The sequence below is a fragment of the Xanthomonas campestris pv. badrii genome, from assembly GCF_012848175.1.
GTDB lineage: Bacteria > Pseudomonadota > Gammaproteobacteria > Xanthomonadales > Xanthomonadaceae > Xanthomonas > Xanthomonas campestris_C.
In genome coordinates this window covers 2,077,574-2,091,291 of the sequence record NZ_CP051651.1, presented here as the reverse complement: position 1 = coordinate 2,091,291, position 13,718 = coordinate 2,077,574, and the positions used below count along the sequence as shown (strand labels likewise).

The window sequence follows — 13,718 nt, the reverse complement described above, 5'->3', positions numbered from 1 at the left end:
AAATAAGCAGGCGCCCGTAAGGCGCCTTTTTAGTCTTGGAATGGCAGCATTCGCGGCCGGTCAGTAGCGGTAATTCAGCGACAGCCACCAATTGCGGCCCGGACCCGCAAAGCCCTGGTCCCAGTACAGGCTGTTGATGTACGTGCGATCGGTGAGGTTGTTGATATTGAGCGTCGCATTGAACTGCGGCGTGATGTCGTAGCTGGCCATCACCCCGACCAGCGCATAGCTCGGCTGCCGGATGATGCCAGGGCCGCTGTCCTGCACGCGCGTGATGGCGTCCTGCCAGCGCACGTTGGCGCCAAGCTTGAGTTGGTCGAGCCCTGCAACACGGTAGGTGGTCGCAAGCTTGGCCATGCGCCGCGGCACGTAGGTGCGCACGTTTTCGCCGTCATCGCCCTCAAGACTCAGCTGCGTGTAGCTGGCGCTCACCTGCCAGGAGTCGCCCAATTGCCCGGCCACTTCGGCTTCGTAGCCGGTGGAGGTGGCGTCGATGCCCCGATAGACCAGCAATGCTCCCACGTTGCCATCGCTCTCTGCGGTGTTGTCCTGCTTGGTGCGGAACAGCGCGAATGCCGCGTTGATGCGGCCGTCCAGCCATTGCCCCTTGATGCCCAGTTCGGCGTTGCTGCCGGTGATGGGATCGAGCACGTTCAGAGTGCGATCCAGTTCGGTCTGCGGATTGAAGATCTCCGCATAGCTGGCATACAGCGCGTAATTCGGATCGAAGGCGTAGACCGCGCCCACGAGGGGAAGGGTCTGGTTGCTGTCGTAGCGGTGCTGTAGGCCGTAGTTGGTGCCGTTGCTCTCCACCTGGGTCTGGTTGACGCCGGTGATCACCTTCAGTCGGTCGCCCAGACTCCAGCGCGCAGTGACATAGGCAGTGCGTCGCGTCATGTCGAAGGCAGCGCCGTCGGTCCCTGCGTCGAACGGCGGTTTTGGATAATTGCCGGTCCAGTCTTCCAGGCGCGGCAGCGCGTTGCCGATGCCGCGTCCGTACAGCGACAGCTGCTCGGTGTCGAGCGTGCCCCAGTTCACGCCAGCCACCAGGTCGTGGCGTCTGCCCCCGAGCGCGAAAGTCCCGGAGACATAGACATCGGCAAACTTCTGCGACTCGCTGCTGTCGTAGTACGAAGGGTAGGCGAACAGGCCAAGCCCGGTCTGGCGGTCGGGTTGGCCGTACACATAGAACAGGTCGCCCTCGGTCTCGAAGCGGCGATAGTTCAACGATCCCTTCAGCGACCAGTCGCCGCCGAGCGCCTGCTGCACTTCCAGAAAAACGCGCTTGTCGGTGCTGCCCCAGTGGCTCCAGTCGGCGGACGTGCTGGTCGAGCGATCGTAGCGCGCCTGGGTGCCGTCGCTGTAATACAGCGGCAGCGCGCCCCACATTCCGCCCTGCGGTGCATTGTCCTGATAGCTGGCGCCGACCGTCAGCAGCGTGCTGTCGGTCAGATCCGCCTCCAGCACGCCGTAGAAGACTTTCTTGTCGATCGAATAGCGGTCCAGATAGCTGTCGCCTTCCTGCCAGGCGCCAACGGCACGCCCGCGCACGCTGCCGGACTGGTTGAGCGGGCCGGAGACATCGGCATCCACGCGGTAGTTGGACCAGGAGCCGCCACTGAGCGTCACCGCGCCGGCCAGCGCATCGGTGGGGCGCTTGCGCACGAAATTGACCGTCGCCGATGGATTGCCGGTGGAGGACAGCAGGCCATTGGCACCGCGTAGCACATCGATGCGCTGATAGATCGCGGTGTCCACATCGCCGTCGGCCAGCCCGTTGGTGAACGGCAGCCCCAAGCCATCGACCTGGAAATTGAGGATGTCGAAGCCGCGCGCGGTGTAATACGTGCGGTCGGTTTCGACCCGTTCGACATTGACCCCAGCGGCCAGCGCAAGCACGTCATTGGCGTTGTTGAGCGCGAAATCGTCCATCTGTTGACGCGAGATGGTGCTCACCGACTGCGGGGTCTCCAGCGGCGTGAGTGCCAGCCGGGTGGCGCTGTCGGTCTTGCGCAGGGTATAGCCATCGGTGCGCTCGGCCTGCACCTCGACGGTATCGAGCGTGCGCGCGCGCTCGGCAGCGTCCTCGGCCAGCGCCAGGCAAGGGCATGCGAGCACCCAGAGCAGTGCCACGGACAAGGGACGCAGGGCCGGGAGGCGGCGTGTGGAAACGGAATCGGGAGTCATGAGGATCGCTACACTGATGGAGTGGTCGCTGCGGCAACCGAGGCAATGAAACGGCCGGGCCGATTTAGCGAATACGAATTATTCTCAACAAAGAGAGCGAAAAGTGCAAACAGACTCTTCCAGCCCCGCGGCGGCGCAGGACGCAGCGGGCATCGCCATGCCGTTCGTGGTGGCCGTACCTGCGCGTTACGCCTCCACTCGGTTGCCCGGCAAGCCGCTGCGTCTCATCGGCGATCGCCCGATGATCCGTCACGTGGCCGAACGCGCACTGCAGGCCGGCGCCAGTCAGGTCTGGGTGGCCACCGACGATGCCCGTATCGCCGAGGCAATCGACGGGCTGCCCGGCGTGCATGTCGCCATGACCGGCCAGGCGCATGTCTCCGGCACCGACCGGCTGGCCGAATGCGCACGCATTGCCGGCTGGGATGCGGACACTTGCGTGGTCAACCTGCAAGGCGACGAACCATTCGCGCCAGCGGCCGGCATTCGCGCGGTGGCCGAGTTGTTGCTGCAGTCCGGCGCCGACATGGCCACGCTGGCCGCGCAGGTCGACAGCGCGCATGAGCTGTTCGATCCCAATGTGGTGAAGCTGGTCCGTACCGCTGGCGGCGATGCGCTGTATTTCAGTCGCGCCCCGATTCCCTGGCATCGCGACAGCTTCGCCAACCAGCGCGAGCAGCTGCCGGACGGCGGCCAGTGGCTGCGCCATATCGGTATCTACGCCTATCGCGCCGGGTTCCTGCAGCGCTTTGCGGCGATGCCGCCGGGCTTGCTGGAGCGCATCGAATCGTTGGAACAGCTGCGCGCCATGGAAGCGGGCCATCGCATCGCGGTGGCACTGACGCCGGAGCAGTTTCCGCCCGGCATCGATACCCCGGACGATCTGGCACGCGCGCAGGCGCGGGTCGCGTCGGCATGAAGCTGCTGATCGTCTGCCTGGGCAATATCTGCCGCTCGCCGATGGGCGAGGGTGCCTTGCGGGCGCGGCTGGATGAAGCCCGTTTGTCGCGGCGCATCCAGGTCGATTCGGCCGGCACCGGCGACTGGCATGCCGGCGAGCCGCCAGACCCGCGCGCCATCGGCTGCGCGCGCGGGCACGCCGTCGATATTTCGGGCTTGCGTGCGCGGCAGGTGCGACACGAAGACTTCGAGCATTTCGATTGGCTGCTGTGCGCAGACACCAGCAACCTGCGCGATCTGCAGCGGCTGGCACCGGCGCCACAGCGCGACAAGGTCGCGCTGTGGTTGCCATGGGCCGGTGTGGACGCTGGCGACGAGATCCCCGACCCGTACACCGGCGGCAGCAAGGAATTCGAGAATGTCTGGCAGTTGGTCGATACCGCCGCGCGCCAGACCGTGGCCAGACTCACCCGCGACTAATCACGCTTGGGCATAATTACGCCATGACTGCCCAGCTCACCCAGGAATTGCCGGAATTTCCCACCTGGCTCAACGCCAGGCCCTCCACCTTGCAGGAGCATCGCGGCCGTGCGCTGGTGCTGGCGTTCGTCAACGCCAGCTCGGTGTGGTGCGCCGAGCGCCTGGCCGAGCTTGCGCAGTGGCAGGCGCGCAGCCCCGGGCGCCTGCAGGTGATCGTGGTGCAGGTGCCTCGCTTCGACAGCGAGCGCCTGCCGCAGCGCTCGCTCAAGCAGTTGCGCGGGCACGGCGTCAGCGCGCCGATCCTGCTCGACAAGGACTGGGAGACCTGGCGCCGGTTCGGTATCGAATCCTGGCCCACACTGGTGCTGCTCGACGCGCATGGCCGCGAGCGCCAGCGCCTGGTCGGCATCACCGGCGATCTGGACAAGGCCCTGGCCGCCTTGTGCGACGGCCAGCAGCAGCCGTCCGACGCCGACCTGCAGGGCGTGCCCGAGCGCGAACCCGAGCCGCGCCTGGCATTGCGATTTCCCACCGGGTTGGCTGCCACCGAGGACCGGCTGTACGTTGCCGACACCGGGCATCATCGCGTACTCGAATGCACCCACAGCGGCCGCGTGCTGCGGCAGTTCGGGCACGGCAATGCCGATCTCATCGATGGCCGCATCGGCGAAGCCGCGTTCCGCCGCCCGCAGGGGCTGGCGCTGGAGCGCGACCAGTTATACGTGGCCGACACCGGCAACCATGCGCTGCGCCGTATCAACCTGGGCAGCGGGCAGGTGGATACCTTGTGCGGAACGGGTCGCGCCGGCGACCCGGTGGAAGGTCCGCTGGCCTTCGCCGGCGCCTCCGCACTCAATTACCCGCAAGGGCTGGCGGTGGCCGACAACCAGGTGTTGATCGCCATGGCCGGCGACAACCGCATCTGGAGCTACGACCTGGGGCGTGCCGCGCTGAGCGCCCGTGCCGGTACCGGTGCACTCGAACTGCGTGATGGCAGCGGGCATCTGGCAGCGTTCGCGCAGCCGGCAGGCCTGGCGGCGGTCCAGCAGGTGGCCTATGTCTGCGACGGGCTGGGCTCGTCGATTCGCACCATGCAGCTGCGTGGCGATCTGGTGCAGACCCTGGTCGGCGGGCAGGGCATCTGGCAGTTCGGTGATCAGGACGGGCCGCGCGGCACCGCGCAGCTGCAGTTCCCGCAGGCCATCGCGCTGGCCGCCGACTCACCGGTGCTGTGGATCGCCGACACCGGCAATGGCCGCCTGCGTTGCCTGCGCCTGGGCGGCGGCGAACTGACCACGGTGGAGCTGCCGCGGCGGCTGCATGGTCCGGCCGGGCTGGCGGTTGCGGCAGGTGCGGTGTGGATTGCCGAAACCGACGCCCACGCCGTCCTGCGTTACGACCTGGCCAGCGGCGCATTGAGCGATGTTGCGATAGATCAATGAACGCAAGGCCCAAAGCCGATTTCGATGGGAAGGCGTTTGCTGCGCAACTGAGTACGGCGCCCGGCGTGTACCGCATGTACGCGGCCGACGACACGCTGCTGTATGTCGGCAAGGCCGGCGCGCTGCGCAAGCGCGTGGGCAGCTATTTCAACGGCACGCCGAAGAATGCGCGGCTGACCTCGATGCTGTCGCAGGTCGCGCGCATGGATGTCACCGTGACCCGCAGCGAAGCCGAAGCGCTGCTGCTGGAAAACCAGCTGATCAAGTCCCTGTCGCCGCGCTACAACGTGTCGCTGCGCGACGACAAGAGCTACCCGTATGTGTTGTTGACGCGCGAAGACTGGCCGCGGATTGCATTGCATCGTGGTCCGCGTGCGGTGCAGGGGCGCTATTTCGGCCCCTATACCGGCGTGACCGGCGTGCGCGAGACGCTGAGCCTGATGCACAAGCTGTTCAAGCTGCGCAGCTGCGAAGACAGCGTGTTCCGCAATCGCTCGCGGCCCTGCCTGCAGTACCAGATCGGCCGCTGCAGCGGCCCGTGCGTGGGCCTGGTGGCCGCGCCCGACTATGCAGAGTCGGTGCGACGCGCCACCATGTTTCTCGAAGGCAAGAGCGACCAGCTCGGCGAAGAGATCATGCAGTCGATGCAGCAGGCCAGCGAAGCGCTCGAATTCGAGCGTGCCGCCCGCCTGCGCGATCTGTTGTCGTCGCTGCGCAGCATGCAGAACCGCCAGTACGTCGACGGCCGCGCCGCCGATCTGGACGTGCTGGCCTGCGCCACGCAATCCAGCCAGGCCTGCGTACTGTTGCTGAGTTTTCGCGATGGCCGCAACCTGGGCACGCGTTCGTTCTTCCCCAAGACCAACGGCGAAGACAGTGCCGACGAAATCCTGGCTGCGTTCGTGTCGCAGTATTACGCCGAACATTCGCCACCGCGCGAGATACTGCTGGACCGCGAAATTCCCGATGCCGAGCTGATCGAGGCCGCACTCAGCGCCGCTGCCGAACACAAGGTGGCGCTGAAGTGGAACGTGCGCGGGGAGCGTGCCGGCTATCTGCTGTTGGCCACGCGCAACGCGCAGCTGACCCTGGTGACCGAACTCACCAGCCAGAGCGCGCAACACGCGCGCAGCGAAGCCTTGCGCGAAATGCTGGGCCTGGCCGAGCCGGTCAAGCGCGTGGAATGCTTCGATATCAGCCACACCATGGGCGAAGCCACGGTGGCCTCGTGCGTGGTGTTCGACGCCAGCGGCCCGGTGCGTGGGCAGTACCGGCGCTTCAATATTTCTGGCATCACCCCGGGCGACGATTACGCGGCCATGCGCCAGGCGATCGAACGGCGCTTCCGCCGCGCGGTGGAAGAAAACGGCGTGCTGCCCGACGTCCTGCTGATCGACGGCGGCGCCGGCCAGCTGGCCCAGGCGCAGGCCGCGCTTGCAGACCTGGGCGTGGAGAACGTGCTGCTGGTCGGCGTGGCCAAGGGCGAGGAACGCAGGGCAGGGCACGAGGCGCTGATCATGGCCGACGGCCGTGAGCTTCGCCCGGGCGCCGCCTCGCCGGCGCTGCAATTCATCCAGCAGGTGCGTGACGAAGCGCACCGCTTTGCGATCACCGGCCACCGCGGGCGCCGCCAGAAGGCGCGCATGACCAGCAAGCTCGAGGATATTCCCGGTATCGGGCCGCGGCGCCGGGCCAGCCTGCTCAAGCATTTCGGCGGCCTGGTCGGTCTCAAGGCCGCTGGCGAAGCCGAGATTGCCCGCGTGGATGGGGTCAATGCCGCACTCGCCGCGCGAATCTACGCTAACCTGCACGGGCTGGCGCTTCCCGATGCGCCAGGCGAGTCGAACCCGTAATGAAGTTGACCATCCCCACGTGGCTGACACTGCTGAGGATCCTGATGATCCCGGTGTTGGTCGTGGTGTTCTACCTGCCATACACCTGGACGAATTTTGCATCCGCCGGCGTCTTCGCGCTGGCCGCCATCACCGACTGGCTGGATGGCTGGGTGGCACGCCGCTATCACCAGTACTCCGCGTTCGGCGCCTTCCTGGACCCGGTGGCCGACAAGTTGATGGTGGCCGTGGCACTGTTCCTGATCGTGCAGGGCCATCCAACGCCGTGGATGGCGTTCTGGGCGGCAGTCATCGTCGGCCGCGAGATTGCCGTCTCCGCGCTGCGCGAGTGGATGGCCGAAATCGGGCAGCGTGCCAAGGTGCGCGTGGCGGTGATCGGCAAGGTCAAGACCACCGCGCAAATGGTGGCGTTGCTCTGCCTGCTGTATTCGGTGACGCCGGGGCAAATGCCGACGCACGAAATCTGGCTGGGCAACCTGATCTTCCGTGCGGGCTACTGGACGCTGGCAATCGCCGCGCTACTGACGCTGTGGTCGGGATTCCAGTACCTGCAGGCGGCGTGGCCAAGCCTGCGCGCCGACGAAAAAGCGGCGATCAGCAACAAACCGAAGAAAATCGAAAGCAACAGTTGACACCTATGCTGTTCGCTGTAGAATTTCGCCTCCCAAGCGGGAATAGCTCAGTTGGTAGAGCGCAACCTTGCCAAGGTTGAGGTCGCGAGTTCGAGTCTCGTTTCCCGCTCCAGCGTTAGACAAGGCCCCGTGTCGGGGTCTCGTTGTTTCAAGGCAGGATGCCTTGGGTTAGATGTTTCGGCCTGGTGGTAGAGTGGTTATGCAGCGGACTGCAAATCCGCGTACGCCGGTTCAATTCCGGCCCAGGCCTCCACATCGCATGCGCAGTTTTTTGCATCGGCAACGATGACAGGACTAGCGCAACGAAGTGACAAGCTGTACAATTTCGCTCCACGCGGGAATAGCTCAGTTGGTAGAGCGCAACCTTGCCAAGGTTGAGGTCGCGAGTTCGAGTCTCGTTTCCCGCTCCAAATTCGAACCCTGGATATCGGACGATATCCAGGGTTTTTTTTATTTGTATTCGTTTGTCTGGATATGCACGCGCTACGCGCTTGGTTGAGACGCTTCGGCAATCACTTTGAGCGATGACGTAGTTGGCGCTTCTTGATGTGGAGTATGCGTACTCACCAAGCGTGACGCCGACATCGGCAAAGCGGAGCACTGCGAAAGGGGGGCGCCGAGCGACAGGGCGCCAACGCAGCGCATGACCGCTGTGGCACGCCTAATTACGAGAGGAGCAGCCACAGCTGCATGCAGTGAAAGCACATCACGTTGAGGTGTTGCGAAGTGCGACTCGGCCTGCCATCGGACGACGGTAGCCTCACGTCATCCGGTGCAGCAGCAGGCGTGCGCTGCGGTGGAGTGTGCCCGGGGCGGGGGTCGAACCCGCATAGCCTCACAGCTGAGGGATTTTAAGTCCCTTGCGTCTACCAATTTCGCCACCCGGGCATGGCGATAGCGTGCCTGATTGCGCGGCGATTGTGAATCTCCAGACGAAGATCGCGCCCGCTGCCGGTTCAATTCCCGCGTGCGTTATGCTGCCGCCGCACAGCTGCGCGGCAACCGATCGCGCGATCCCGAGGAATTGCATGTCCGGCACCACGCTTGTCCAACCGCAGCACGCACGCATCGCCGTCATCGGGCTGGGCTATGTCGGCCTGCCACTGGCCGTGGCGTTCGGCGAGCAGCGCGACACCCTGGGGTTCGACATCGATGCGCAGCGGGTTGCCCAGTTGCGCGAAGGGCACGATGCCACGCTGGAACTGGACGATGGCGAACTGGCTGCAGCCACTCAGCTGCGCTATAGCGCGGCCGCCGAAGACCTGGCGACATGCAGCATCTTTATCGTCACCGTGCCCACGCCGATCGACAGTTTCGAACAGCCGGATCTGGAACCGTTGCGCAGCGCCACCACGTTGATCGCCGCTGCGCTCAAGCCGGGCGATCTGGTCATCTACGAATCGACCGTCTATCCGGGCACCACCGAAGAAGTCTGCGTGCCGTTGCTGGAAGCGGTGTCCGGCCTGCGGTTCAACACCGACTTTTTCTGTGGCTACAGTCCGGAGCGGGTCAATCCCGGCGACCGGCAACGCCGGCTACGCGATATCCGCAAGATCACCTCCGGCTCCACGCCGCAGGCGGCCGATGCGGTCGATGCGCTGTATACCAGCATCATCACTGCCGGCACCTGGCGCGCGTCGTCGATGCGTGTGGCTGAAGCGGCCAAGGTGGTGGAAAACATCCAGCGCGACGTCAATATTGCGCTGGTCAACGAGCTGGCGTTGATCTTCGACAAGCTCGGCATCGACACGCTCGATGTCCTGGAAGCGGCAGGCACCAAATGGAATTTCCTGCCGTTCCGCCCTGGCCTGGTCGGCGGGCATTGCATCGGGGTGGACCCGTACTACCTGATGCACAAATCCGAAAGCGTGGGCTACCACCCCGACCTGATCCACACTGCGCGGCAAGTCAATAATCGTGTGGGCCGGCACGTGGCCGAGCGGGTCTGCGGCATGCTGGCGATGCGCGGCGTTGCGCTCGCGCAGGCGAGGGTGCTGGTGTTGGGCGCCACCTTCAAGGAAAACTGCCCGGACCTGCGCAACAGCCGTGCGCTGGAGCTGGTGCAATTGCTGCAGGCGGCCGGCGTGCAGGTCGACACCTGCGATCCCTGGGCCGACCCGGCAGAGGCGCTGCTGCATGCCGGCGTGCAGCTATGCGAAGGCCCGGAGGAGGGCGCCTACGACGCGGTCGTGCTGGCGGTGGCGCATGCGCAGTACCGCGACTACGACGCCCAGCGCATTGCTGCACTGGGCAAGCCGGATGCGGTGGTCTACGACGTCAAATCGGTGTGGCCGCGCGTGGCCGTCAGTGATCGGCTGTGATCTGATTACGTTGCTGTTTTAGCCACTCGATCGCACCGAACGCAGCGCGACGCCCGCTGGCGAAGCAGGCGGTGAGCAGGTAGCCGCCGGTCGGGGCTTCCCAGTCCAGCATTTCGCCAGCACAGAACACGCCAGGGCGCGCCAGCGCCATCAACTGCGCGTCCAGTGCTTCCAGTTCCACGCCACCGGCCGAGCTGATCGCCTCCGCGAGCGGGCGCGGCCGCAGCAGGCGCAGCGGCAAGTGCTTGAGCGTGCGTGCGACCAACGCCGCATCGTCGCCGGCCTGTTTGCCCAGCAGTTCGTAGACCAGCGCGGCCTTGACGCCCTCGATACCGACCTGGCGGCGCAGATGTTCGCTGAAACTGCGCCCCTTGCGCGGCCTGGCCAACTCGGTGTCAACGCGTTCCAGCGAACGGTCGGGCAGCAGATCCAGCGCCAGTTCCGCCACGCCATACGCATCGATCTGCGTACGCAGCTCGGCCGCGATGGCATAGATCAGGCTGCCCTCGATCCCGGTTTCAGTGATCACGCATTCGCCCTGCAGCGCGTGCTGCACGCCCGTGCTGTCGCGCCAATGCGCGACCACCGGTTTGAGCGGTGCGCCGGCATGCCGTTGCGAGAAATGCGCACTCCAGTCGAGATCGAAGCCGCAGTTGGCCGGCACCAAAGGGCGCACGGCGATGCCGTGCTGCTGCAGCGGGGCCTGCCAGGCGCCATCGGAGCCAAGCTGCGGCCAACTGCCGCCACCCAGCGCCAGCACCGTTGCATCTGCCTGGCGATCGAGAGTGCCGGCGGGTGTGGAAAATCGCAGCGCACCGTCAGCGCGCCATCCCAGCCAGCGATGCTGCACATGAAAGGTGACGCCCTGGTCCTTGAGCCGGCGTACCCAGCCGCGCAGCAAGGGCGCGGCCTTGCGATCGATCGGAAACACCCGCCCGGAGCTGCCGACATAGGTCTCCACGCCCAGCTCGCGCGCCCAGGCACGCAATGCGTCGGCATCGAACTCCTGCAGCCACGCCGCCACCGCTGGCGTGCGCTCACGGTAGCGCTGGGCGAACAGTGGCATCGGATCGGAGTGGGTGAGATTGAGCCCACCCTTGCCGGCGATCAGGAATTTACGCCCCACCGAGCCTTTCGCCTCGTACAGATCCACCGCGATCCCGGCAGCGCACGCCACTTCGGCCGCCATCAATCCTGCAGGCCCGCCGCCAATGACCGCCAGCCGCGGTCTGCTCGCATCCATCATCACTGTCGCACTCAGCGCGGCTGCACGCCGAGCAATTCCACATCGAACACCAGCGAAGCGCCCGGCGGAATCACGCCGCCTGCGCCGTTGTCGCCGTAGCCGTAGTCCGGCGGGATCATCAAGGTGCGCTTGCCGCCTACGCGCATACCGGCCACGCCATCGTCCCAACCGCGAATCACCTGGCGGCCACCCAGCACGAACTGGAACGGTTCGGCGCGATCCAGCGAGCTATCGAACTTCTTGCCGTGTCTGTCGGGGGCTTTTTCGTCGTAGAGCCAGCCGGTGTAATGCACCGTCACCAGGGAACCGGGCGTAGCTTCCGCGCCGGTACCGGTAGTGCGGTCGATCCGCTCGAAGCTGGCGATGGTGCCACCGGAGGGCGGCAGGGCGGGCGCACAGCTGGCAAGCAGCAGGGCGGCACAGAGCGTCAGCGTAAGGCGCATGGGCATGTCCACGAAGGAAGACGGCCATTATCGCACCTGGCTCCCGTTATCATCGCCCCATGGCCAAGCTGCTGCTCAACCTGCGCAATGTTCCCGATGACGAAGCCGACGAGGTGCGGGCGTTGCTGCGCGAGCATCTCGTGCAGGTCTATGAAACCCGGCCCAGCAACTGGGGCATTTCTGCAGGTGGCATCTGGCTCAGTGAAGACGCCGACTATCCGCGTGCGAAGGCGCTGCTGGATGCCTATCAGGCCCATCGCGGCGCGATTGCCCGTGCACAGCGCCAGGAAGCCATTGCCGCGGGCACTGCAGAAACCTTCGGTGCATTGTTGCGCAAGCGCCCGGTGTTCGTGATCGCCACGTTGCTGGGCATGCTGATCGTCGCATCCCTGGTGTTGCTGCCGTTCCTGCTGCTGCGCGGCTGACCGCCGCCAGCTGTAGCGTCAGTGCGCGAGTCACTCGCAGCGTCTCGCATGCGGGTGCGCAATGGCATGCAGCAGCAGGCGCAATCAGGTCTGATCGGGCAGCCGACTGGCAAGCGCTCGCTCCCCGGGGGCAGGCGCTTTAAAATAGTCGGATGATCACCAACACCGCGGCTTATCGATTCGTTCCCATTCACGGCCCGCAGCTGCTGGCCGACAGCGTGCTGGCGCAGGCGCAACAGCAGGAACTGAAGGGGTCTGTGCTGATCGCGGAGGAGGGCATCAACCTGTTTCTGGCGGGCGAAGCCGACCAGGTGCAGGCGTTCTATCAATGGCTGCAGGCCGACCCGCGCTTTGCGCAGATGCGCATCAAGTACAGCCAGAGCGCGCAGCAGCCGTTCGCACGGCTCAAGGTCAAGGTGAAGCCGGAGATCATCAGCTTCCGCCGCGACGATGCCTCGCCGCTGCAGGGTCGCGCGCCTGCGGTGACGCCTGCGGTGCTGCAGCAGTGGCTGCGCAACGGGCAGGACGACCGGGGGCGCCCGCTGGTACTGCTGGATACGCGCAATGCGCAGGAAGTGGCCTACGGCACCTTTCGTGGCGCATTGACCCTGCCGATCGACAAGTTTACCGACCTGCCTGCAGCGCTGGAGTCGCACCGCGCTGCATTGGCCGACGCCACGGTGGTGAGCTTCTGCACAGGTGGCATCCGTTGCGAAAAGGCCGCTGTCTGGATGCAGGCCGATGGCATGGACAACGTGCTGCAACTAGAGGGCGGGATCTTGGGCTATTTCGAAGAAGTCGGCGGCGAGGGCTACGACGGCCGCTGCTTCGTATTCGATGAGCGTGTCGCACTCGATCCCGACTTGCGCCCGTTGGTGGACGAAGCGCGGACCACCGAGCCAGTGAAAATCTGACCGGGCGCGACTGCGTTGCCCGATACGGCCTGCATGCCGGCGCTTGCATCATGCGAACACACGGCAACGACGCAGGCAAACACGTGTCGCTGCCCGCAGAACGAGCGTCTATCGCTCTAACTCTTGCGTAATACGTCGCATCGAGCTTGCCCTGAATTATTCACGGAGCTAGGCTGCATCAGCCAGCCGCACAGCGAGGACAACAAGGATGACCATCAGAGTTTTTCTGATCGACGATCATGCACTCGTGCGTACCGGCATGAAGATGATCCTGTCCAAGGAAGTGGACGTCGATGTGGTGGGCGAGGCAGACAGCGGCGAAGCGGCGCTGCCGCAGATTCGACAGCTCAAGCCCGATATCGTGTTGTGCGATCTGCATCTGCCCGGTGTCAGCGGCCTGGAAATCACCGAGCGCATCGTCAAGGGCGACTACGGCACGCGCGTCATCATCGTGTCGGTGCTGGAAGATGGCCCGCTTCCCAAGCGGCTGCTCGAAGCTGGTGCGTCCGGCTATGTGGGCAAGGGCGGCGACGCGCATGAGCTGCTGCGTGCGGTGCGCGAAGTTGCGTTGGGACGGCGTTATCTGGGCAATACGATCGCGCAGAATCTGGCGCTGTCCAATCTGGAAGGTGGCGGCTCGCCATTCGACGCGTTGTCGCCGCGCGAACTGGAGGTCGCCTTGCTGCTGACCCAGGGCTTGCGCCAGGAAGACATCGCCAAGCGCCTGAATCTCAGCGCCAAGACCATCAATACGCACAAGGCGCGCCTGTTCGAGAAGGTCGGCATCCAGGACAACATCGCGCTGGCGCGCCTGGCGAACCAGTACGGCCTGACCGATCCTTCCAGGGTCCTGTAGGCCCACACCTTGCGTGCCG

General features: G+C 65.3%; 12 protein-coding genes and 4 tRNA genes. 12 read left to right on the top strand and 4 right to left on the bottom strand.

Annotated features, from left to right (window positions below):
* Positions 1-60 precede the first annotated feature (60 nt).
* Positions 61-2,133 carry a TonB-dependent siderophore receptor gene (locus HG421_RS08785; RefSeq protein ID WP_248279504.1) on the bottom strand — a complete coding sequence of 691 codons (2,073 nt, stop codon included), beginning with the start codon at positions 2,131-2,133 and terminating at the stop codon, positions 61-63.
* A 211-nt stretch (positions 2,134-2,344) separates the two neighbouring features.
* Here HG421_RS08785 and kdsB point away from each other — a divergent pair, with 211 nt between their 5' ends.
* The 8 genes from kdsB to HG421_RS08745 all read left to right on the top strand — a co-directional run bounded on the left by kdsB (position 2,345) and on the right by HG421_RS08745 (position 7,904).
* The gene (kdsB, locus tag HG421_RS08780) at positions 2,345-3,106 is read left to right on the top strand and encodes a 3-deoxy-manno-octulosonate cytidylyltransferase (RefSeq protein ID WP_169708141.1); all 762 of its coding nucleotides are present in this window, start codon (positions 2,345-2,347) and stop codon (positions 3,104-3,106) included.
* Entirely contained in the window at positions 3,103-3,567 is a 465-nt protein-coding gene (locus tag HG421_RS08775) for a low molecular weight protein-tyrosine-phosphatase (RefSeq protein ID WP_169706068.1), read from the top strand. Before kdsB ends, HG421_RS08775 begins: the two co-directional genes overlap by 4 nt.
* A 23-nt stretch (positions 3,568-3,590) precedes the next feature.
* A complete protein-coding gene (locus HG421_RS08770; RefSeq protein ID WP_169706067.1) occupies positions 3,591-5,009 on the top strand; it encodes a hypothetical protein in 1,419 nt (472 codons plus the stop codon).
* The gene (uvrC, locus tag HG421_RS08765) at positions 5,006-6,862 is read left to right on the top strand and encodes an excinuclease ABC subunit UvrC (protein ID WP_169706066.1); all 1,857 of its coding nucleotides are present in this window, start codon (positions 5,006-5,008) and stop codon (positions 6,860-6,862) included. The genes HG421_RS08770 and uvrC overlap by 4 nt, the downstream gene beginning before the upstream one ends.
* Complete coding sequence (gene pgsA / locus HG421_RS08760; RefSeq protein WP_047694836.1) at positions 6,862-7,494, top strand: CDP-diacylglycerol--glycerol-3-phosphate 3-phosphatidyltransferase; 633 nt, start codon at positions 6,862-6,864, stop codon at positions 7,492-7,494. Before uvrC ends, pgsA begins: the two co-directional genes overlap by 1 nt.
* Before the next feature lie 36 nt (positions 7,495-7,530).
* A tRNA-Gly gene (locus HG421_RS08755) sits at positions 7,531-7,606 on the top strand.
* 67 nt (positions 7,607-7,673) lie between these two features.
* Positions 7,674-7,747 (top strand) — tRNA-Cys (locus HG421_RS08750).
* Positions 7,748-7,828: 81 nt separating this feature from the next.
* A tRNA-Gly gene (locus HG421_RS08745) sits at positions 7,829-7,904 on the top strand.
* Between the two features lie 394 nt (positions 7,905-8,298).
* Here HG421_RS08745 and HG421_RS08740 read toward each other — a convergent pair.
* Positions 8,299-8,382: transfer RNA gene (locus HG421_RS08740), tRNA-Leu, on the bottom strand.
* A 140-nt stretch (positions 8,383-8,522) separates the two neighbouring features.
* Here HG421_RS08740 and HG421_RS08735 point away from each other — a divergent pair.
* Positions 8,523-9,815: a nucleotide sugar dehydrogenase gene (locus tag HG421_RS08735; RefSeq protein ID WP_169706065.1), complete on the top strand. Its 1,293-nt coding sequence runs from the start codon at positions 8,523-8,525 to the stop codon at positions 9,813-9,815.
* Here the strand turns inward: HG421_RS08735 and HG421_RS08730 are convergent.
* Both HG421_RS08730 and HG421_RS08725 read right to left on the bottom strand, forming a co-directional pair.
* Entirely contained in the window at positions 9,799-11,061 is a 1,263-nt protein-coding gene (locus HG421_RS08730; RefSeq protein WP_169708140.1) for a TIGR03862 family flavoprotein, read from the bottom strand. The genes HG421_RS08735 and HG421_RS08730 overlap by 17 nt on opposite strands.
* An 11-nt stretch (positions 11,062-11,072) precedes the next feature.
* Positions 11,073-11,504, bottom strand: coding sequence for an FKBP-type peptidyl-prolyl cis-trans isomerase (locus tag HG421_RS08725; RefSeq protein WP_169706064.1), 432 nt, complete (start codon positions 11,502-11,504; stop codon positions 11,073-11,075).
* Positions 11,505-11,563: 59 nt separating this feature from the next.
* Here HG421_RS08725 and HG421_RS08720 point away from each other — a divergent pair, with 59 nt between their 5' ends.
* The 3 genes from HG421_RS08720 (at position 11,564) to HG421_RS08710 (ending at position 13,699) form a co-directional block, all read left to right on the top strand.
* A complete protein-coding gene (locus HG421_RS08720) occupies positions 11,564-11,929 on the top strand; it encodes a DUF6164 family protein (RefSeq protein WP_169706063.1) in 366 nt (121 codons plus the stop codon).
* A 152-nt stretch (positions 11,930-12,081) separates the two neighbouring features.
* A complete protein-coding gene (locus tag HG421_RS08715; protein ID WP_169706062.1) occupies positions 12,082-12,843 on the top strand; it encodes a sulfurtransferase in 762 nt (253 codons plus the stop codon).
* A 208-nt stretch (positions 12,844-13,051) separates the two neighbouring features.
* A complete protein-coding gene (locus HG421_RS08710; RefSeq protein ID WP_169706061.1) occupies positions 13,052-13,699 on the top strand; it encodes a response regulator in 648 nt (215 codons plus the stop codon).
* The last annotated feature ends 19 nt before the right edge of the window (positions 13,700-13,718 follow it).